The organism is Nonomuraea basaltis (assembly GCF_005893125.1).
GTDB lineage: Bacteria > Actinomycetota > Actinomycetes > Streptosporangiales > Streptosporangiaceae > Nonomuraea > Nonomuraea basaltis.
Window position 1 is genome coordinate 1 of the sequence record NZ_VCJS01000118.1, and the last position, 18,922, is coordinate 18,922.

At 68.7% G+C, this 18,922-nt stretch carries 20 protein-coding genes and 1 pseudogene; 5 read left to right on the forward strand and 16 right to left on the reverse strand.

Translation table 11 applies throughout. The annotated features are described in order from the left end of the window. The 8 genes and pseudogenes from EJK15_RS40505 to EJK15_RS40540 all read right to left on the reverse strand — a co-directional run. Positions 1 to 1,122, reverse strand: a 1,122-nt coding sequence (locus EJK15_RS40505; RefSeq protein ID WP_138715782.1) for a CocE/NonD family hydrolase, incomplete at its 3' end; no start/stop codon positions are given. Next, positions 1,119 to 1,718 carry a TetR/AcrR family transcriptional regulator gene (locus tag EJK15_RS40510; RefSeq protein ID WP_138715783.1) on the reverse strand — a complete coding sequence of 200 codons (600 nt, stop codon included), beginning with the start codon at positions 1,716 to 1,718 and terminating at the stop codon, positions 1,119 to 1,121. The genes EJK15_RS40505 and EJK15_RS40510, both read right to left, overlap by 4 nt. Positions 1,719 to 1,771: 53 nt before the next feature. Then, positions 1,772 to 2,464, reverse strand: a complete 693-nt coding sequence (locus EJK15_RS40515) for a DUF305 domain-containing protein (RefSeq protein ID WP_138715784.1) — start codon at positions 2,462 to 2,464, stop codon at positions 1,772 to 1,774. Between the two features lie 133 nt (positions 2,465 to 2,597). Then, positions 2,598 to 3,347, reverse strand: coding sequence for a class I SAM-dependent methyltransferase (locus EJK15_RS40520; RefSeq protein ID WP_138715785.1), 750 nt, complete (start codon positions 3,345 to 3,347; stop codon positions 2,598 to 2,600). Between the two features lie 177 nt (positions 3,348 to 3,524). After that, positions 3,525 to 3,695, reverse strand: a pseudogene (locus EJK15_RS40525) (response regulator transcription factor); the annotation flags it as partial. Between the two features lie 3 nt (positions 3,696 to 3,698). Continuing rightward, positions 3,699 to 4,325: a nucleotide exchange factor GrpE gene (gene grpE, locus EJK15_RS40530; RefSeq protein WP_138715787.1), complete on the reverse strand. Its 627-nt coding sequence runs from the start codon at positions 4,323 to 4,325 to the stop codon at positions 3,699 to 3,701. Next, the gene (gene dnaK / locus EJK15_RS40535) at positions 4,322 to 6,205 is read right to left on the reverse strand and encodes a molecular chaperone DnaK (protein ID WP_138715788.1); all 1,884 of its coding nucleotides are present in this window, start codon (positions 6,203 to 6,205) and stop codon (positions 4,322 to 4,324) included. The genes grpE and dnaK overlap by 4 nt, the downstream gene beginning before the upstream one ends. Positions 6,206 to 6,220: 15 nt before the next feature. Next, entirely contained in the window at positions 6,221 to 6,769 is a 549-nt protein-coding gene (locus EJK15_RS40540; protein WP_138715789.1) for a J domain-containing protein, read from the reverse strand. A gap of 276 nt (positions 6,770 to 7,045) precedes the next feature. On the opposite strand from EJK15_RS40540, the gene EJK15_RS40550 reads away from it, so the two are divergent. From EJK15_RS40550 to EJK15_RS40565, 4 genes are all read left to right on the forward strand, one after another. Then, positions 7,046 to 7,672, forward strand: coding sequence for an FMN-dependent NADH-azoreductase (locus EJK15_RS40550; RefSeq protein ID WP_138715790.1), 627 nt, complete (start codon positions 7,046 to 7,048; stop codon positions 7,670 to 7,672). Next, positions 7,669 to 7,983 carry a DMT family transporter gene (locus tag EJK15_RS40555; protein WP_138715791.1) on the forward strand — a complete coding sequence of 105 codons (315 nt, stop codon included), beginning with the start codon at positions 7,669 to 7,671 and terminating at the stop codon, positions 7,981 to 7,983. Before EJK15_RS40550 ends, EJK15_RS40555 begins: the two co-directional genes overlap by 4 nt. Before the next feature lie 187 nt (positions 7,984 to 8,170). Next, positions 8,171 to 8,953, forward strand: a complete 783-nt coding sequence (gene thyX, locus EJK15_RS40560; RefSeq protein ID WP_138715792.1) for an FAD-dependent thymidylate synthase — start codon at positions 8,171 to 8,173, stop codon at positions 8,951 to 8,953. Positions 8,954 to 9,109: 156 nt separating this feature from the next. Further along, positions 9,110 to 9,523: a MarR family winged helix-turn-helix transcriptional regulator gene (locus EJK15_RS40565; RefSeq protein WP_338089914.1), complete on the forward strand. Its 414-nt coding sequence runs from the start codon at positions 9,110 to 9,112 to the stop codon at positions 9,521 to 9,523. 80 nt (positions 9,524 to 9,603) lie between these two features. Here the strand turns inward: EJK15_RS40565 and EJK15_RS40570 are convergent, their stop codons facing one another. The 3 genes from EJK15_RS40570 to EJK15_RS40580 all read right to left on the reverse strand — a co-directional run bounded on the left by EJK15_RS40570 (position 9,604) and on the right by EJK15_RS40580 (position 12,171). Then, positions 9,604 to 10,365 (reverse strand): alpha/beta fold hydrolase, encoded by a 762-nt coding sequence (locus tag EJK15_RS40570; RefSeq protein ID WP_138715794.1) that lies wholly within the window; start codon positions 10,363 to 10,365, stop codon positions 9,604 to 9,606. An 88-nt stretch (positions 10,366 to 10,453) separates the two neighbouring features. After that, entirely contained in the window at positions 10,454 to 10,642 is a 189-nt protein-coding gene (locus tag EJK15_RS71265) for a hypothetical protein (protein ID WP_171074817.1), read from the reverse strand. Positions 10,643 to 10,905: 263 nt separating this feature from the next. Then, positions 10,906 to 12,171 (reverse strand): alpha-amylase family protein, encoded by a 1,266-nt coding sequence (locus EJK15_RS40580; RefSeq protein ID WP_138715796.1) that lies wholly within the window; start codon positions 12,169 to 12,171, stop codon positions 10,906 to 10,908. 40 nt (positions 12,172 to 12,211) lie between these two features. On the opposite strand from EJK15_RS40580, the gene EJK15_RS40585 reads away from it, so the two are divergent. Continuing rightward, positions 12,212 to 12,859, forward strand: coding sequence for a TetR/AcrR family transcriptional regulator (locus EJK15_RS40585; protein WP_138715797.1), 648 nt, complete (start codon positions 12,212 to 12,214; stop codon positions 12,857 to 12,859). A gap of 228 nt (positions 12,860 to 13,087) precedes the next feature. Here EJK15_RS40585 and EJK15_RS40590 read toward each other — a convergent pair whose 3' ends face one another. From EJK15_RS40590 to EJK15_RS40610, 5 genes are all read right to left on the reverse strand, one after another. Beyond that, positions 13,088 to 13,396, reverse strand: a complete 309-nt coding sequence (locus EJK15_RS40590) for a class I SAM-dependent methyltransferase (protein ID WP_138715798.1) — start codon at positions 13,394 to 13,396, stop codon at positions 13,088 to 13,090. 150 nt (positions 13,397 to 13,546) lie between these two features. Further along, the gene (locus EJK15_RS40595; RefSeq protein ID WP_138715799.1) at positions 13,547 to 14,188 is read right to left on the reverse strand and encodes a VOC family protein; all 642 of its coding nucleotides are present in this window, start codon (positions 14,186 to 14,188) and stop codon (positions 13,547 to 13,549) included. 237 nt (positions 14,189 to 14,425) lie between these two features. Further along, positions 14,426 to 15,505: an ABC transporter substrate-binding protein gene (locus EJK15_RS40600; protein ID WP_138715800.1), complete on the reverse strand. Its 1,080-nt coding sequence runs from the start codon at positions 15,503 to 15,505 to the stop codon at positions 14,426 to 14,428. Then, positions 15,502 to 16,035 (reverse strand): SigE family RNA polymerase sigma factor, encoded by a 534-nt coding sequence (locus EJK15_RS40605; protein ID WP_138715801.1) that lies wholly within the window; start codon positions 16,033 to 16,035, stop codon positions 15,502 to 15,504. The genes EJK15_RS40600 and EJK15_RS40605 overlap by 4 nt, the downstream gene beginning before the upstream one ends. A 392-nt stretch (positions 16,036 to 16,427) precedes the next feature. Then, complete coding sequence (locus EJK15_RS40610) at positions 16,428 to 18,869, reverse strand: PEP/pyruvate-binding domain-containing protein (protein ID WP_138715802.1); 2,442 nt, start codon at positions 18,867 to 18,869, stop codon at positions 16,428 to 16,430. Between the last annotated feature and the right edge of the window lie 53 nt (positions 18,870 to 18,922).

The following is an 18,922-nucleotide window of genomic DNA, read 5'->3' on the forward strand; positions in this document are numbered from 1 at the left end:
GGGGTCGTAGCGGTAGCCGTCGGGGGGTGAGCCGGTGGGCGCGTCGGCGGAGAGGGCGCCGCCCGGTTGGAGGTGGAAGCGCTGGGGCTCGTACCCCGGGGGCGGCCAGGACGAGAAGTCGCGCCACTTCTCCTCGCCCATGACGAACAGGCGTACCGGGGCGCGCTCGGCCGGTTCGTCGCCCCGGGCCAGGGCCAGGCCGAAGTCGAGGGCCTCGGCGGCGGCCGTCTGCCCGACGCCCATGGAGATGTGGGCCCAGGGGCCGACGGTGAGGCGGATGGGAGAGCGTCCGGCGTCCTGCAGCACGCGGTAGTCGTGGAGCTGGCCGGGCAGGAAGATGTCGTACCAGCCGCCGACGGTGCTCACCGGCACATGGATGTCGGCGACCCGATGGCGGTGGTCGAGGTCCTGCCAGAACGGCGAGTCGGCGTCGTGGGCGAGGATGTTCTGGATGTAGTCGGAGCGGTGGCCCATGGCGGCGGTGTCGGCCTGGTTCAACGGCAGTGTACGCAGGGCGCGCTGGACCTTCTTCGCCCCCAGTATCTGGCGCGGCATCGCGAACCTGCGCTCCTGACCGGCGACCTGGACGCCCCAGCCGAACGGGGTCTCCAGGGAGAAGCCGTCCTCGCGGAGGAATTCCCGGGTGAGGGCCGATTCGGACACTGCCGGAATCATGGCCTTCACCTGGGGCGGCACGGCATCGGCGACCGCCCACTGGACGAAGCCGAGGTAGCTGAGGCCGTAAAGGATCATCGACTCGCCGAACCAGGGCTGCTTGATCACCCAGTCCAGGGTGTCGAGGCCGTCCTCGCGCTCGCGGCGCAGCGGGTCGAAAGGGCCGTCGGAGCCGAAGGTGCCGCGCGTGCTCTGGATGAGCACCTGGAAGCCTCGTTCGGCCAGCGGCCGGGCCATCGGGCCCGCGGTGATGCCCGCCCTGCCGTAGGGGATGCGGAGGAGCGCGGTGGGCAAACCGTCGCCGCCTGATTTCGGGGCCCAGCGGTCGGCCAGCAGGACGGCCCCGTCGCGCATCGGGACGCGCAGGTCGTGCTCGACGATCAGGTCCCTGGTGAGGGGTGGGGGAAGGCGCAGCATGCGCTGGACGAGGTGACTGTTCGGGTTCATCGGGGGTGACCTCCGGGTGTGGGGGAGAGGACCGGGTGGCTGCGGGCGAGCACCGTCGTGAGGCGCAGCAGGCGGTCCGCCAGTTCCTCGGGGTCGAGGGGGTCGTCCGCGTCGATCAGCCAGTCGTTGACGATCGTGCCGGTCCCGCCCGTGATCAGCGCGGCCAGGTCCTGTGCCGTGGCCTCGTCGAGCTCGCCGAACCGCTCCCGCAGGTCCGTCATGCTGATGAGCGAGCCGAACAGCGTGTTCAGGGCCCGGGTCATGGGCAAGGCGCAGGACCCGGAGAGCATCGCGCGGTAGAAGGGCCGGTGCCGGGCGAAGTGCCGGGCCGTCGCCAGCACGCGCGCGTGATGCGGCGTGCCGGCGTCCCCGGCCTCGGGGATGAGCTCCCGTTCGACCAGGTCGGCCGCGGCCGCCACCAGGAGCGCGTCACGGTCCCCGAACTGCAGGTACACCAGCTGCCGGCTGACATCCGCGGCGTCGGCGAGGTCGGTGACGGGCAGGGCGGTGGTGCCGCGCTCGGACACCAGGCGAACGGCGGCGGCCATGAGGGCGGCGCGGTTGCGTAGCACTCGGCGGTCTTGTCGATCCGGCATGCCGTCAACGGTAGACAGGTGTTAAAAAATAGGCAACTGTTAAATCAGTTGCTTTACGCCGCCATCAATAAGGAGGCGCGCGGTCCCCGCGAGGGTGACGGTGTGGAGCCGCCCGGCCATCCTCCCGGTCCGCAGGGCATCCGCCAACCCGCGGTGCCGAACCAGTCGGCCAGGTACTGCTGCATCTGGAGGGCCTCGGCGTGCTGGGTGTCGCGTACGGTCCCGACGAAGCCAGTGATCTCCTGGTGCTGGATGCGCCCGTGCATGAGCAGGTGCTGCGACATCATCACCGCCATCATGTGGTGCGGAAGCATGTCCTGCAGGAACGTCTTATCCAGCGCGTCGCCGGACAGCTTGGACAGGTCGCGCATCATCGGGCTGTAGCCCGAGGCCGCCTGGCCAGGACGCCACGTGGCCAGCCAGGTTTTCATGGTGGCGATCTCGGCGGTCTGCGTCTTGACGATGGAGGCGCCCAGGACGCGCATCTCGGTCCGGCCGGACCGCTGCAGCTGCCGGGCGGCCTCGACCGCCTCCTGGTGGTGGGCCACCATCTGGGACAGGTAGCCGGCCTCGTCGTTCACCGGAATCCTGTTCGTCCAGCCGATGGGCCAGTCGGTCTGCTCCCATCCGGCGGCAGTGATGGCGGGCTGCGACTGACGTTCGGCCGTGGCGAGAGCGGCCCCGCCGACGCTGGTGGCGCTCAGCACCGCCGCGGTGGCGAGTGCCGCCGTTACGGAACGTCTCATCTCGCCCCTCCGCTCCTGTTACTCGTGTCTTGCTTTCAGTCTGGGACCCGGTTCCCAGCCAGGACCAGGGACTTTAGGCATTCATGGCCGGGACCGACGCCGTCGGCCAGTGGTGCTCGCTCTTTTGGCGTGGTTAGCTCGCGGCCGACGGCGGTACCTCGACGACGAAGACCAGGAAGCTGAGTTTGGTCGAAAGGTCATGGAAGTCGTCGGGGAACAGCTCACGGGCGGCCGGGTCGAGCTGCGGCTCGCTGATGACGGCGATGCGGAAGCCGGCGCTGGTGAAGGCATCGGTCATCGCGTGCAACGACCTGCGCCAGAAGATCACCGGGAAGGACCGACCGTCGAACGTCCATTCGTCGGTATAGCTGGTGGTCGCGAAATAGTTGTGCCGAGGATTCTGGCTCAGGTGCTCCACGAAAGGGTGGTTCACCGACGCGATCAGCCGGCCGCCGGGTCTGAGCACGCGCCGCATCTCGGCCAGCGTCGGCCCCCAGTCCTCCAGGTAGTGCAGCACCAGCGACGCGACCACGTCGTCGAACGCACCGTCGGCGAACGGCAGCGGGTCACACAGGTCGACCACGTGCAGGTCCGCGTCGTCACCGAGCCGCCGCCTCGCCATTGCCAGCATCTCGGCGCCGGCGTCGATGCCGGTGACGACGGCACCGCGGTCACGCAGTGCAGCGAACAGAGGGCCTGAGCCACAGCCGGCGTCCAGGATCCGGCGGCCGGCCACGTCTCCGGCGAGGGCCAGGATCGCGGGCCGCGCCCAGTACGCGTTCTGGAGGCTGTTCTCGGTCTCCGCCGTGTACGCCTCGGCGAAGCCGTCGTAGTCGTTCGCCTGGGCCGGATCTGCAGGCTGGGGCCGCGCTGCTGATCTCAGCGATCAAGCTGGCCCGTCGCTCCTCGCCTGGCGCGTGATCCTTAGCAATCCCTCAAGGACCAACAACAACCCCCTCCCAATAAGATCCGGGAGGCGGGGCTGCGGCTCCCGACCTGGGGCCGGGTGGTCGAAAGCGTCGGCATGGTCCCGTACGAGGTGCAAGACGAGACCACTCTGTCACGTCCGTGATCCCCTATGCGCAAGGCCGCTCTCGTACGCGTAGATCACGATCTGCACGCGGTCGCGCAGCCCGAACTTGGCCAGAATGCGTCCGACGTGCGTCTTCACGGTGGCCTCCGTCACGTTCAGCGCGGCGGCGATCTCAGCGTTGGTGCGGCCCCGGGCCATGCGTCAGCTTGGTCTGCCCCTGCCCTGCGGGGGCGGCCCGGTGACCGTGACCCGGGCCGGGCGCAGCAGGTGGTCGCCGGCCCGATAGCCGCGGAGCAGGATTTCGCTGCAGGTCGCGCGGCCGGTCTGAGCCGAGGGCACGTAGCTCACCGCCTCGTGGCGCGTGGGGTCAAAGACCTCGCCCGGCACGCCGAAGGCTTCCAGGCCGAGGGCCGCGAGTTCCGCCTCCAGGGTCTCGGCGACCAGTTGGAAGCCGCCGTAGACGTCGCCGAGCTCGCGGGCACGGGTGATGGCGTCGAGAACGGGTAGCAGGCTGCGAAGCGTATGTGCCACCCCGATGTCGTGCATGGCCGACTGGTCGCGCTGGACTCGCTTGCGGTAGTTGTCGTACTCCGCCTTGAGCCGCTGCAAGTCGGCGGTGCGTTCGGCGAGGTCGGCCTGCAGCAGCGCCGTCCGTGACCGTGGCCGTCCGGCGGCCCGGCCTGTCGCGGCTCGCGGCGGTGACGTCAGCGCGTCGCGAGTCGGCGACGGCGTGCCGGCGTGCTCGGTCCTGTCGCCTGCGGTCTGGGCGGGCGGCGGAAGGCCGGCGGGCGGCCGCCCTTGCCGTGCGGGATCGGGCCGGCGGCTCATCGGTCGCCCTCCTGGTGTTTGTCCTCATCGACGATCTCCGCGTCCACGACCTCCTCTTCGCCGGCCCTCTGCTGATCACCCGTACCTGCGTCGGCGCCCGTGCCCGTGCTCCCGCTCGGAGCGGTGCCCTGCGTCTGCGCGTAGATCGCCTGACCGATCTTCTGGGCGGTGGCCGACGCCTTCTCCGCGGCCTGCTTGATGGCGTCGACGTCCTCGCCCTTCAGCTTGTCCTTCAGGTCGGCGAGCGCGGCCTCCACCTCGGACTTGACGTCTGAGGGCACCTTGTCCGGGTTGTCGCGCAGCAGCCGTTCGGTGGAGTAGACGAGCGTCTCGGCGTTGTTGCGGGTCTCGGCCGTCTCGCGCCTGCGGCGGTCCTCCTCGGCGTGCTGTCCGGCTTCGCGTACCATCCGGTCGATGTCGTCCTTGGGCAGCGCCGAGCCGCCGGTGATGACGATCGACTGCTCGCGGCCCGTGCCGAGGTCCTTGGCCGAGACGTTCATGATGCCGTTGGCGTCGATGTCGAAGGCGACCTCGATCTGCGGCACCCCTCGCGGGGCGGGAGGCAGGCCGGTCAGCTCGAACATCCCGAGTCTCTTGTTGTAGGCGGCGATCTCGCGCTCGCCCTGGTAGACGTGGATGGCCACGGACGGCTGGTTGTCGTCGGCCGTGGTGAACACCTCCGAGCGTTTGGTCGGGATCGTGGTGTTGCGCTCGATGAGGCGGGTCATGATGCCGCCCTTGGTCTCGATGCCCAGGGACAGCGGGGTGACGTCCAGCAGCAGGACGTCCTTGACTTCTCCCTTGAGCACCCCGGCCTGGAGCGCGGCGCCGATCGCCACGACTTCGTCAGGATTGACCCCCTTATGCGGCTCCTTGCCGCCGGTCAGCTCCCGTACCAGGTCGACAACGGCCGGCATGCGCGTCGCGCCGCCGACGAGGATGACGTGGTCGATGTCGGAGGTCTGCAGCCTGGCGTCGTTGATCGCCTGGTGGAAGGGGCCCTTGCAGCGCTCCAGCAGGTCCTGGGTGAGCCGCTGGAACTGCACGCGGGTCAGCTTCTCGTCCATGTGCAGCGGGCCTTGGTCGGAGGCGGTGATGTAGGGCAGGCTGATCGAGGTCTCACTGGTCGACGACAGCTCGATCTTGGCCCGCTCGGCTGCCTCCCGCATCCGCTGCGTGGCCATCTTGTCCTTGGACAGGTCCACCCCGTGGGCGTTCTTGAACTGCGTGACGAGGTGATCGACGATCCGCTGGTCCCAGTCGTCGCCGCCGAGGTGGGTGTCGCCGGCGGTGGCCTTGACCTCGACCACGCCCTCGCCGATGGACAGCAGCGACACGTCGAACGTGCCACCGCCCAGGTCGAAGACCAGGATGGTCTGGTCGTTCTCCTTGTCCAGACCGTACGCCAGCGCGGCCGCGGTGGGCTCGTTGATGATCCGCAGCACCTTCAGACCGGCGATCTCCCCCGCCTCTTTGGTGGCGGTGCGCTGCGCGTCGTCGAAGTACGCCGGCACGGTGATGACGGCCTCCGTGACACGCTCTCCGAGGTAGGCCTCGGCGTCGCGTTTGAGCTTCTGCAGCACGCGGGCGGAGATCTCCTGTGCCGTGTACTGCTTGCCGTCTATGCTCCCCGTTTCGGGGAAGCGCCACGTCGCGTCGCCCATGTGACGTTTCACCGAGCGTGCGGTGCGCTCGACGTTGGTCACTGCCTGACGCTTGGCGATCTCACCGACCAGCACCTCACCGCTCTTGGCGAACGCGACCACCGAAGGAGTCGTCCGCGATCCCTCGGTGTTGGTGACGACGGTCGGCTCGCCGGCTTCCAGCACGCAGACGACCGAGTTGGTCGTCCCCAGGTCGATACCGACGGGTCGAGTCATCGACAGCCTCCTTCCTCACGCCCTCCTCGTCATGGCACGAGCACCGCCTTCGGGTTTCACAGCCACCACAGGCGTGCGGTTCGGCCGGCCGAGGAGAGGCATGTCGCGCGCATCCCTGCGAGCCGGGTGGAGCCGGGCCGGGCCCACCCGCAGCAGCGCATGTTCCAACGGCGCGACGGCAGAAGAAAGGTCCACGATCACGGCGGCCACGGCGGCCACGTGAGCCGGAAGACGCCGGCGGACGGTTCGGGCGGACGCGTCGAGGTCGGGATCCGGCGTATGCGTGACCCTGACGGAAACAGGGCGCCCTCCGAGCGGAGCGTCGCGTCCTCTCTCGGCGTCGTAGGCCGCGCGCCGGGCAGGGTCGCGCAGTACGGCATAGGCGTGGATCACCTCGGCGAACCGTTCCCGTGCCGCCGGCCCGGCGAGGCGGGCATCCGGATGCAGCAGGCGCATCAATCGGCGATAGGCCGACGTGATCTGCGCCGCAGACGCCGTTTTTTCCACCCCGAGCACCGTGTAATGGTCCCGCCGGGGCTGCTTGCCGTCGTGCCGGACGGGCACCGTACTCGCCTCCTGCGCACAGAGAATCGCCGGCTGGATGCGCTGCGACCTGCAGGTATGAAACGGAACCTCGATAGAGATGCTACCGCAACACGTATAAGAATGTCCGGTTTGTGCCGGTAAGGCGCTCCGCGAACAGCTGTGCGGCCGCCTCGAGGGCCTGTGCTCGGTTGCGCGCGGCGTCGGCTCTCTCCATGCGTGCGATTTTATGTGGACATGCCGTCCGGTTATAGTTATCCGGACAGCGTGTCCACATGTCTGTGATGAGGAGAGATCATGCTGCTGCACCTGGACGCCAGCGCCCGCCGGGCGTCGTTCTCGCGGAGGCTTTCGGGCGTGTACGCCGAGACCTGGCGGGTCGCCTACCCACAGGCCGGCTACGTCTACCGCGACCTGGCCACGCAACCCGTGCCGCACATCGGCGAGGCATGGACCGAGCTGTGCGACTACATCCTGGAGCACGAGATCACCGACATCTCGCGCTATCGGGAGGCGGTCCGCACCCCTGCCCAGCGCCAGGCGTGGGCCGTCGTGGAGCCGCTGCTCGACGAGGTGGCCGCGGCCGAGGTGATCCTCATCGGTACACCGATGTACAACTACTCGATCCCCTCGGCGCTGAAAGCCTGGCTCGACCAGATTACCTTTCCCAAGATGTCGCTCGAAGGCCGCTCGTTCGTGGTGACGAGCGCGCGCGGCGGCGCGTACGGCCCCGGCACGCCCCGGGAGCCGTACGACCACCAGGAGCGTTACCTGCGCGACTTCTTCAAGGGCCACTTCCGGGTCGAGGACGTGACGTTCATCCACGCGGAGCTGGTCAACGCCCGCCTCGATCCGGCGCTGGCGCACCTGCGCGAGCGGCACGAGGAGTCACTGGCTGCGGCGCTCAAGGAGGCGGCCCGATGAACTGGCTGATCCTGCTGCTTGCAGGTCTGATCGAGGTGGCCTGGTCACAGAGCATCAAGCCGACGCACAACTTCACCCGGCCGCTGCCCACGCTGATCTGCCTGGTTCTGATGGCCGCCGCCGTCTGGCTGCTGTCCCAGTCCATGAACACGCTGCCGGTCGGCACCGCGTACGCCGTCTTCACCGGCATCGGCGCCGTGGGCGCGATCACCTTGGGCATCGTCGTCAACGACGACCCCGTGTCGGTGGGCAGGATGGCGGCGCTCGCTCTGATTGTCGGCGGGATAGTGTTGGCCCGGGTTACCACCTGAAGCCGACTTGAACCTCAATGAGATGAACGCACACAGGCCATGCCGCCTGCTGCCTCAGCGACGTGCCCTACCTTGAACTCACGGTGCCCGCAAGGGGCCTCCAGGGCGGGTGCCGACTCGCGCCGAGCCGCAGGAACTGGTTGGCTTGAGGCCGTCACAACGCGGTCGATCCGAACGGGGGATCCCCATGCGCACTGTCGAACCCGAGGTCTTCATCGTCGCCCGTCCGGCGCTCGACTATGGCGAGCTCGCCCGCTACCTGGCGGAGGTCGGCGGGGGGAGCTGGCTGGAGCGGCTGGACCGCGGTGACCTCGACGCGCAGAACCTCGCCGAGTTCGCCGGCCGGCTCTGCTATCGCTCCTTCGAACCGGGGCTCAATCCCAATGTGGTCCGGATCAGGAAGGACCAGGACGACTACCTGCGTAACATCCTGGCCAGCGCGCACGGCTCGGTCCTGGAGCACGTGAGCTTCAGCTTCGTGCTCCACAACGTGAGCCGTGTCCTCACCCATGAGCTGGTCAGGCATCGTCCCGGTGTGGCGATCTCCCAAGAGTCGCTGAGGTTCGTCCGCCTGGACGAGCTGCCGTTCTGGTTCCCGGAATGGGCGCAGGAAGACGACGAGCTGATGAAGCGGGCCACAGCCGTGCTTGAGCAGCTCGAGCAGTTCCAGCTGTGGATGGCCGATCACTTCGGGCTCGACGAGGAGGGCGTGCCGTTCTCGGAGAAGAAGCACCGCACGTCGTTCATGCGCAGGTTCGCCCCCGAGGGCGTGGCGACCGGGCTGGTGTGGACCGCGAACGTGCGCACGCTGCGGCACACGATCGAGGCCCGCACCGCCGTCGGCGCGGAGGAGGAGATCCGCTTGCTGTTCCAGCGCATCGGTGAGCTCATGCGCCAGGAGGCGCCCGCTCTCTTCGGCGACTATGTGGTCGAGGACGGGGCGTGGGTACCAGGCTGGCGCAAGGTCTGACGCCAATCGCCCAGTGGCTGGACAACCATTGAGGCTGATCCTTTTTTCGTTCGGCCTCGCGGTCGTCGGCCGCGGCCTGTCACGGCGACCGGCAATCGTTGCCCGGCGCGCTGACGTGGACCTCGTCGCGCTGACCGGTCCGCAGTTGGGATCACATTGCCCAGGCAGGAGGACGCGAGCTGCTCATCGACCACATCGCTCTCCGAGGGGTGGGCATTCGTCGAGCTCAACCGCGTGGGAGCGGTCCATCAGCAGCACATCGCGACCCGCCTGCAGCTGGAGAAGAGCAGCGCCAGCCGTCTGGCCGGCCTGGAACGGCGGGGCTGGCTGACCAGGGAGCGGGACCCGGCCAACCGGCGCTACTATCGGGTCGCGCTCACCGCGGAAGGCCAAGCCATCGCCGATCACATCGAAGAGCACCTACATGAACGCCATGCCCAGATCCTGACTCGGCTCAACGATTCCGAGCGCGCCGCCCTGGCCCGCGCGATGAGGGACACCACGGCGCACGCCGACGCAGAGACCGCCTGCCACGACCGTGATCGGGAGCGGAACACTTCCATGTGCTGATCACGATCTGCCGCCGCTGCCATGCAGATCAATGGACAGACTCCACTGAACGAGATCCGGCGAGCGACGGTCAGCGTTGATCAGGTGTCTGTCAGGATGGCCAGTGCGTCGGGGGCGAAGCGCTTGTCGGTGAATGTGCCGCTGTGGCTGCGGCCCGGATAGACGACGAGCTGGGCGTCGGGGATGCCCTCGACTGTCTGCCGGGCCAGTTCCAGGGGGTAGACGAGGTCCTTGTCGCCCTGGATCAGCAGCGTGGCGGCCTTGATGTCGTGCAGTCGTCCGCGCAGGTCGAAGCGGTCCTCGGCGTTGAGCACGGTGGCGGCGTCGGTGTGGTCTTCATGGCCGGTGTCCGACAGCCACAGCAGGCTTTTGAGTAGTCTCCGGCCGAGCGCCGATTCGGTGACGATCTCGGCAAGCGCGGGGCTTGGCCGCCTGCCTTGGCGTGCGCGTTCGATATAGGCGCGCTGGGCTCGCTTACCGATAGGGCCGAGAGCGCAGGCCGTGCCCGCTACGACCAAGCGGTCGACCAGGTCGGGATGGTCGGCGGCGAGCTGCAGGGCGATGGAGCCGCCGGTGGAGATGGCCAGGATGTTCACCGGGCCCTCGAAGGTGGTTGTGATGGCTTGCGCGTAGACGGCGGCGAGATCGGCCATCGTCGTGGTCGGTGGCAGCCCGGGTGGGCGGTTGACGAGGTAGACGGTGAAGCGCTTGGTGAACGGTCGTACCATCCGCATGGTGGACCAGCGCGCCAGGCCCGTCGGGTTGGCCGCTTGCGGGGTGTAGAGCAGGACCACCAAGGGTGGTCCTTCACCGGCCGACAGGTACGGCAGGCCGTTCATCATGAGGTGATCCCTTCTGTGACCGCGTCGATCAGGCGGTCCATCACGGCTGGGTAGATCTCGGCGCCTAGGTGTTCGGTGTGCAGCGGTGTCAGCAGCACCGCGCGCAGCACCGCCGGTAGAGCGGGTTGGTGTCGAGTTCGGCGACCGTGGCGCGCAGGAAGCGCCGCAGCGCGTCGCGGGCGTCGGCGCCCCGGTCGAGGCCGTCGTCGATCATCCGACGCCGCACCTGCTCGCTCTGCCGCAGCATCGCCTCTCCCTTGGAGAACGCCGGCGGCATACATATCTCCATATGAACAGTTCGATTTTTTGTTCACAGCATAACCGCCAGCAGGCAGGCCCATGCAAGCCGCCGTCTGCGCCCTGGGCTCATAGGCGACCCATTCCGCCGCTTGACGGTCCTCCGGAGACGGGTTTCCGCTGGGTGCGGATGCGGTCAACTGACTGACAGTTATAGGCGAGCGCGAGCCATATCCAGGGATCTGCCGGGCAAGCGGTGGGAGCTGATCCGGCCGGTGGTGCCGGCGGGCAAGCACCCCTCAGTCAGGTGACGATCGTCCATCCGTGGGCGGGCACGAGGCAAGGGTCGGAGCGGTCTTCGCCCGAGCTCTCGGCGACCGTGAGCCCGGCGCCGTCCAGCGGGAACCGGTACGGCTCTCCGCCGAGGTTGAGCAGAGTGAGGAGCCTGCCGTCGCCGGCGGCCTCCAGTGCGATGGCCGTGTTGGTCAGATGGCGCACCGTGGTGCTCGCCCGCACCAGCCATGGGTGGCGGCGGCGTAGCCCGATCAGCCGCTGGTGCAGCCGGTACGCCGGCCATCCGGCCGGGTCGAGCTCGTCCGGGCCGGCGGGGAAGGCGGGTCTGATCGCGTCGTCGCCGCCCGGCCGGTCCTCCTTGAGGCCGCGGAGGGCCTGCTCGTCGCCGTAGTAGACGCTGGGCGTCCCGCCCACGGTGAACAGCACCGCGAGTGCGTGGCCGGCATGGCGCTCGTCGTCGAGCCGGGTGGCCAGCCTGGTCACGTCGTGGTTGCCGGCGAAGGTGAGCGGCAGGAACGAGTCGAGCAGGGCGTTGTGCCGGTCCAGGGCCCAGGCGAGCTCGAAGAGGTTGCGGTCGTTGAGCGAGCTCCAGAGGGCCTTCCACAGCTCGTACTGGGTGACCGAGTCCAGCTTGCTCTGCGTCACGTAGCCGGCGTAGTCGCCGTGGATCATCTCGCCGCCGAACCAGGCGCCGGGGTGGCGCGGGCGCACCTGGTCGAGCGCCTTGTGCCAGAAGGCGGCCGGCATCGCGTACGCGGCGTCCAGCCGCCATCCCGACGCGCCCCTGGCCAGCCAGTGGTCCATGACCTGGACGACGTGGTCGAGAACGTCCGGGTGGTCGTGGTTGAGCGTCACGAGCCCGTGGTGGCCCTCGAACGTGCGGTGGCCGTCCGCGGCCGGGATGAACCAGTGCGCGAAGCGTGGATCGCCGAACTTCGGGTGTCCTCTGCCCACGTGGTTGAACACCCCGTCAAGGACGATGCGCAGGCCGCGGTCGCGCGCGGCGCGTACCAACCGGTCGAAGTCCTCGTCGTCGCCCAGCCGGGGGTCGATGGCGAAGTGGTCGAGGGTGTCGTATCCGTGCGTCTCGGAGGCGAAGATCGGGCCCAGCAGGAGGCCGGAGCAGCCCAGCTCGATCGCATAGTCCAGCCACGACTCCAGCCGCCGCAGGCGATGGCGCACCGGCGCGCCGGACGGCGGAGCCGCGGGCTCCGCGCCGGCGAAGCCCAGCGGATACACGTGCCACCAGATCGCATGTTCTTTCCACGACGTCACATTAGTGAGCCTAACTCAATAGCTGAGGTAACGTCGGCGCATGCGACGAAGTGATCGGCGGCCCAGGCAGCGCCTCGGGGAGGAGGCGCGCAGGCAGGCCATTCTGCGCGCCGCTGGGGAAGCGTTCTCGCGGGCCGGATACGACCAGGTTTCCGTCGATCAGGTGGCCGCGACCGCCGGTGCGTCCCAGGCCCTGGTGCACCGCTACTTCGGCAGCAAGAGCAGACTCTACGTGGCGGTGGTCGAGGCGGCGGTCGGCCGGCTGCTCGACCGGCAACGCGCCGCCGACGCCACCCTCAGATCCGGTGCGACGGCACGGGAACGGCTCGCCGTCAGTATCGGGGTCTACCTGGACACCGTGAAAGAGTGGGCGGCCGGCTGGCGCGGACCGTTCCTGGCGCCCAGCGGCGAGCCCACCGAGGCCGCCGCCATCCGGCAAGGCAGCCGGCGGGAGTACGTTCGACTGCTCCACGAAGTCCTGGAGCTCGACGACGCAGAAGGCGTGGACTACGCGCTGTATGGGTACCTCGGGTTCTTGGATGCCGCCTGCCTGGCCTGGTCCGAGGCTGGTTACCCGGACTCCCACCGACGGCTGCTCACCGACCAGGCCCTGTCAGCCCTCGAAGGCGCCCTCCGGCCGTTCGCCGAACACCTCCCCCGGTCACCGAAATCGTCACCGACCGCCTGACCTGGCGGGCCGACGCCTCCTCTCTGCCAAAGTGAACGGGCGGACGAAGCCCTAGCCCGGCCGCTCGGTCAACGATCTCGCGGGGCCGGCTGAGCCGAGCGGCCTCGCCGCTAGCCGGGGCAGGTGGTGAAGTGCTCGCCGGTGAATTGGCCGCGCCAGGTTGTGACCTCGGGCGCAGTCCGTTCACGTCCCCGGCGACGGGTGCCGCGGGCAGGCCGATGCCGCAGGTCAGCAGGTCGTGGCCATCGCCTGTCCGTACGCCGGCCCGGCGACCTGCCAGTCGAGCATCGCGACGACGGCGCCCAGCCTGGGCGGCAGTCTCGCCTCAAGGAGGCCCTCCGGCAGTACGGTCACTCGGTCACGTAGCTCGGTGGTCTCGTTCACCCGGACCAGGAGGACGGACCGCAGCGTTGCCGACGGCTCGACGGCCACGATCTCGGCCTCGGGCACCGCCTGTGCGATCAACCGCGTGCCGTGGCCTCCGCCCGCGCCCACATCCACGATCGGGCCGGAGACCCCACGCAGCGCCTCCGACAATGGCGCACCCAGCACCGCTCAGGGCGGCGCGAGCATCACATCGACGAACTCCCCGGAGGCTCGTATTCGTCGGCCACTCTCACCTCTCGCATCAAATGATCATCATTACCATTTTGAGGCCCTTCAGAAACCTTGTCCTCTCAGTACCTGTCAACGCGCGCCCAGCGTGATCGGCGGGTCATCGTCGAACCCGACAGTGACTCGCAGCGGGCCCGCGTCGCCGTCGAGGAGGCGCACGCCCTCGGGCAGCTCTCCGCACCACTGCTCGACGTCCTCTCGGGATCCTGCTATGTCGAGGTCGACGATGCCGGTCGGGTGGCGGGTATGCGGCGCGGTCAGCGCGCCCGGCCCTTCCTCGTATGACATCGGCCAGTGGATGAGCGCAGGCAGCCATGGCCGGATCAGGTTCGGGCCGAAGCCCGCCAAGGTGTACGGCGGATATCCAGGCCCTTCTCCCGGCACATCGGAGACCGTCATGTCGTTCCGAGAGGCCAGCCGACGAAGCAGAGCCACGTCTTCGAACCTGACCAGCCATGCGACCGGGACCAACGGCTCTGGGTGCTTCTCCAGAGTCTTCTGCTCACGTGCCGCGATCGGCGGCAGAGCCGGGTCAGGCACTTCGCCGTTCGGATAGTGGATCTCGAGAAACGACCGCTGCAGTGGCACAACCAGATTGGACACTCCGAAACCAGGTATCACCCGTCCTCGCGCGACTCCGAGCCCGTGTTCACCCAACACCTGCTCTGCTTGCTCCCGGCTCCGCGCGGCCAACACCACATGATCGATCTGCATGTCGCCTCCTGTATAGAATGATAACCATTTTTACCGAAGCCACACAGGACGACGTCCGCCCCGGCAGAGCAGCGGCCCTCTTGCCCAGGGGGACGAAGGAGACGCCGTGGCCGCCGGAGACCGGGTCGCCGACGCCGGGCATCTGGTGGCGGCGACGGACCAGCGTGCTCCGATAAGCCACACTCGCGTACTCGTCTGATCTTCCTACGTACCCCGGAGGCTGGAAGCGGCCCGGGCTCACCCACCCTTCACCACAGCGCTCCCGAGGTCTGCCGGGCGGTTGAGAAACTTGTACGCGTGGGCCAGATCGGCGACCCGCTGGAGTTCTGTCAGGTCCAGCTTGGCGGGATAGGAGCCGAGCGCAAAGCCTGCGGCCACCGCCCTGGAGATCCTCAGGTAGCTGGGCAGCGTGTCGCGCACCTGCTGGGGATCGCTCGCGATCAGGCGCTGCGCCTTGGCCAGCGCGCGCTGGAAGGCCGCCAGCGTGCGAGGGTTTCCCCGGATCCACTTGCCGGTGGCGGTCATGCCCGCGGTGTGCAGGTTCGCGAACTCCCGGGTCATCGCGTCCTCCACGATCCGCGTGTGCTTGGTCTGGCGGCCCACGGTGACGAACGGCTCGGCCAGCAGGGCGGCATCGGCCAGCCCTCTGTCCATCGCGTTGAGCATGTCGGGATAGGGCATCTCGCGGAGCGCGACGTCCCTCAACGTCAGTCCGGCCCGCTTCAGCACGGCTGTCAGCGCCACCTGCCCGAGCCCCCCGAGGTTCGGGATCGCGACCGTCTTGCGCTTGAGGTCGGTCGCGATCCTGATCTTCGACTTGGCGTTCACGACGATCGCGTAACTTCCTGGCGCGGCCTGGTACAGGCTGGAGACGATCTTGGATTCCCTGCCCACCTCGTTCGCCCTGAAGACCGTGACGTAGTCAGTCTGCGCCAGGTCCAGCTCGCCACGTTCGACCTGACCCTCCGCGGCCGGGGCGCCGGTGGTGATCACCGGTTCCACCGTCAGCCCTTCCTCCTCGAAATAGCCCTTAGTCAGGGCCACGAACACGGGCACCGACTCCACACTCGGCACCACCCCGACCTTGATGGTGGACTGCTCGGGCGGGCTGGACGGGCGAGCGGCGGCGCGCGGCTCCGCGGGCAGTGCCCGTACCCCGACTGTGGCGGCGAGCACGGTGACGACGACCACCGCGGCGGCGGCGAGCGCCATGAAATTGCGTCGCCTGCGCTGATGGATCTCGATCGCCCTGGCGCCCAGGTCGCGCTCCGGCATGTCGTCCGCGATGCGGCCGAGCTGTTCTCCGAGCCAGGTCATCGGCGTGCCCCCTCACTACAGGCCGGATCATCCAGTACGGGCAGTTGCGGCGCCAGCTCGGGCGCCAGCGCACGCAGCCGGGCCAGAGCGTGGTGCGCCTGGCTCTTCACGGTGCCGACGGAGCATCCCAGCAGGTCGGCGACGTCACGTTCGGTCCGGTCCTCGTAGTAGCGCAGGACGAGCACCGCGCGCTGCTTGGGCGTCAGCCGCATGAGCGCCTGGCGCAGGACGATCCGCAGGACGGCGGAGTCCTCGGGCGAGTAGGTGCGGTCAGGCGGCTCGGCGCTCGGCACCTCGTCGGAGCCGCGGCGCCGCCGCCACGAGATGTACTGGTTCACCATGGTCTTGCGCGCGTAAGCGTCAAGGTTGTCGATGTGGCGTAATTTCGACCACCGCCCGATCATGCGGACCAGCACACTCTGCAGGAGGTCCTCTGCGAGGTGGACCTCTCCGGTGAGCAGGTAGGCCAGGCGCATCAACGGGCGTTGGTGAGCATCCACGAACGCCGGGAAGCTGGCATCGTGATCCAACGTCTCTCCTCATGTCGGTACCCTCCAGACGCCGTGGGCACGGCAAAAGGTTGGCACTCCTGGGAAGCGGGCTAGAGCGCCGACTGCCAGGTGGTCGAGTCCGTCGCCGGCCGCTGCTTCCTGGCCGCACCGAAAGAGATCGCCGTGCTGGTCGACCGAGAGATTTCCCGCCTGCGCAGGGGCCTCGTTTCCCTCCGGCATCATCGCCGCGTCCATCGCCGTCGGCGCCCTGGCCCTCTGCTCGGTGCACTGATTCGCACCCAGCTTTACGTGGATGCGGTACCGATGAAGTCTGCTGGACGCCTTCGTCGCTCACACCGGCCCGACCGCCGCCCAAGGCTGCCATGAACCCTGACCTTTCAACCTGTGTAGTGGTTTGAAGGGCTGAGCCGTCAGCCGTTCTCCTCCACCCGCACCGTGCCCGCGGTCCCGTCGACCGTTATCAACTGTCCGGTCTTGATCTCGTGCGTGGCGTTGCGGACGCAGATGACGGCCGGGATGCCGTACTCCCGTGCGACGGTAGGACCGTGTGCCACGGGTGACCCTGTCTCGGTCACCAGCCCGCCGATGGTCATGAACAACGGGGTCCAGCCAGGGTCCGTGGTGGGGGCCACGAGGATCTCGCCGGGCTCGATATGCGCGCCGGCCGGGTCGCGGATCACCCGCGCCCTGCCGGTCGCCAGGCCTGCGGCCCCGGACATCCCGGTCAGCACCCCGTCCTGCGCGGGCTCCGCTGGAGCGAGCGCCTCCACGTCGGTTCCGTCGGAGAGCAGGGCACCCGGGACGATGGGCCGCCGCAGCTCCCGCTCGTACTCGGCGCGCCGCGCCGCGACCAGGTCCCGATGGCCGGCCCCGTCATGTACGGCTGCGCGTGCCTCATCGAGGCTCAGGAACATGATGTCGTCGGCGCGCTCCAGCAGGCCGCGAGAGACCAGATCGCCGCCGACCAGGAGGAGCTGCCGGCGCGCCGCCTGGATCGCGGGCAGCCAGGCGAACTTCCCGATCTCCCGGAGGCCGGTGAGCCGGCGCGACCGGCGCATGAAGAACGCCGCGAGCCGGCCGCGCACCGGCCTCTTGCGCCGCGCCCTCCGTGACAGCGTCTCGATCATCTTCTCCGCCTTCTCCGCTGCCTGCGCGAACCGCCGGTCGGGCGCCTGCTCGGGGTCGCCGACGCGGAGGTAGTTGGCGATCGTGGCGAAGAGCGGTGCCGGGTCCTCCTCCCAGTGGGGCACGCCGACGTCGATCTCGGCCGCCGCGCGCATGCCGTACTTCTCCAGGAATCCGGCCATCCCAATGTCCGGGAGTTCACCCGCGCGGAATTTCGCGGCGACTACCTCCGGCGGGGTGTTGAGGAACAGGGCGCGGTGCTTCCGCGCGTTCACCGCGAGCCCCCAGAGGGCGAGGTCCATCTCGGTGGTCACGTTGTACGGCATCCCGCCGAGGACGATGTCCAGCTCCTCCTCCGAGGCGACGCCCTTGAGCAGCCCCGCCGGGGCCACCCCCGCGACGATGCCGGTCATCAGTGGCCACACGATCCCCATCATGTCGGGACTCATGATCGCCTTGTGGGAGTCCTCGATGACCCAGCGGAGCCGCTCGGCCGCGGTGGCCGGCTCGGGCGGCGGTGCCGTCCGGCGCTTGATCTCCTCGACGCCGCGGTAGGCCCGGGCGCGGGCCGCATCCGGGCGGGCCATGCTCGACACGAACCCGGCGATCGCTCTCGGCAGGAGCACCGACGTCATCTTGAACGCGGTGCTGAGGTGGAACGGCAGACCGCGTCGTGGGGCGAACCGCGGATCGTCCATCATGCGTACGACGGCGCTCTGCACGCGCGGCCCGTAGATCTCCAGGGACGTCGGCAGCCGCTTGCGCATGGCCTTGTTGCGGACGAAGTCGGTCAGGTCGAAGTAGAGCCGCCCGCCGATGGGGACGAGCCGAGGCAGCGGGTCACGCGGATCGATCTTGGCGCCCACCGCCTTGAACCACATCGCCGATCCGGTCTTGAGCAGGGACACCCCCATCGGCGTGCACGGCCGGAGCATCCCCTGGATGTGGCCGATCTCGAGGTAGAGCCGGGTCTCGCCGGTGTCCGGGGGGAGCGGGAAGAGGGTGGTGATCGGCCGGGACTGGAGCAGCCACAGCACGCCGTCCGGATCGATCGCCCACTCGATGTCCTGCGGTGAGCCGAAATGCCTTTGCAGCCGTCGCCCGGCTTCTCGCAGCTGGTCGAGCTGCTGTTCGTCGAGGACCCCGTCGTCGTGGTCCGGTACGGCCGGCGCGTGCTGGTCGAGGACGTAGTGGTCGGGCACGACGGTGCCGTCGACGATGGCGGTGCCCAGTCCGGGGGCGGCGTCGACGACCATTTCGGCGCGGCAGCCGGTGATCGGGTTGGCGGTGAACAGGACGCCGGCCACAGCCGGGTCGATCATGCGTTGGATCACCACGGCCATGGCGGAGTCGTCGATGCCGGCGGTGGCGCGGTAGGCGACCGCGCGTTCGGTGTGCAGGGAGTCCCAGCATCTGCGGATCGCGTCGATGAGCTGGTCGGCGCCTTCGATGTTGAGGTAGGTGTCCTGCTGGCCGGCGAAGCTGGCGTGCGGCAGGTCCTCGGCGGTGGCGCTGGAGCGGACCGCGACCCGGCCGCCGCCGAGCCGCTGATAGGCGTCGATCAGCTCTTTCTGGGGGAGATCTCGGGATTTGTAGGACTCGATGGTCAGGCAGAAGCCGTCCGGGACGCGCTCGCCAGCCTTGATCATCTCGCCGAGCCCGGCGGCCTTGCCGCCCACCAGATCGATCACGGAGGAGTCGATCTCAGACAGATGGATCAGTTTCATCCCTTATCCTCCTCGCAGCCTTCGCATAGATCTCCAGGGAATGGAGCACGATC

Excerpts from the sequence above, each read along its gene's own strand:
- EJK15_RS40515 (WP_138715784.1), bottom strand. The coding sequence starts at position 2,464 with ATGAGACGTTCCGTAACGGCGGCACTCGCCACCGCGGCGGTGCTGAGC.
- EJK15_RS40570 (WP_138715794.1), bottom strand. The coding sequence starts at position 10,365 with ATGATGAACGGCCTGCCGTACCTGTCGGCCGGTGAAGGACCACCCTTG.
- dnaK (WP_138715788.1), bottom strand. The coding sequence starts at position 6,205 with ATGACTCGACCCGTCGGTATCGACCTGGGGACGACCAACTCGGTCGTC.
- grpE (WP_138715787.1), bottom strand. The coding sequence starts at position 4,325 with ATGAGCCGCCGGCCCGATCCCGCACGGCAAGGGCGGCCGCCCGCCGGC.
- EJK15_RS40510 (WP_138715783.1), bottom strand. The coding sequence starts at position 1,718 with ATGCCGGATCGACAAGACCGCCGAGTGCTACGCAACCGCGCCGCCCTC.
- EJK15_RS40550 (WP_138715790.1), top strand. The coding sequence starts at position 7,046 with ATGCTGCTGCACCTGGACGCCAGCGCCCGCCGGGCGTCGTTCTCGCGG.
- thyX (WP_138715792.1), top strand. The coding sequence starts at position 8,171 with ATGCGCACTGTCGAACCCGAGGTCTTCATCGTCGCCCGTCCGGCGCTC.
- EJK15_RS40585 (WP_138715797.1), top strand. The coding sequence starts at position 12,212 with ATGCGACGAAGTGATCGGCGGCCCAGGCAGCGCCTCGGGGAGGAGGCG.
- EJK15_RS40555 (WP_138715791.1), top strand. The coding sequence starts at position 7,669 with ATGAACTGGCTGATCCTGCTGCTTGCAGGTCTGATCGAGGTGGCCTGG.
- EJK15_RS71265 (WP_171074817.1), bottom strand. The coding sequence starts at position 10,642 with ATGCCGCCGGCGTTCTCCAAGGGAGAGGCGATGCTGCGGCAGAGCGAG.
- EJK15_RS40610 (WP_138715802.1), bottom strand. The coding sequence starts at position 18,869 with ATGAAACTGATCCATCTGTCTGAGATCGACTCCTCCGTGATCGATCTG.
- EJK15_RS40595 (WP_138715799.1), bottom strand. The coding sequence starts at position 14,188 with ATGCAGATCGATCATGTGGTGTTGGCCGCGCGGAGCCGGGAGCAAGCA.
- EJK15_RS40600 (WP_138715800.1), bottom strand. The coding sequence starts at position 15,505 with ATGACCTGGCTCGGAGAACAGCTCGGCCGCATCGCGGACGACATGCCG.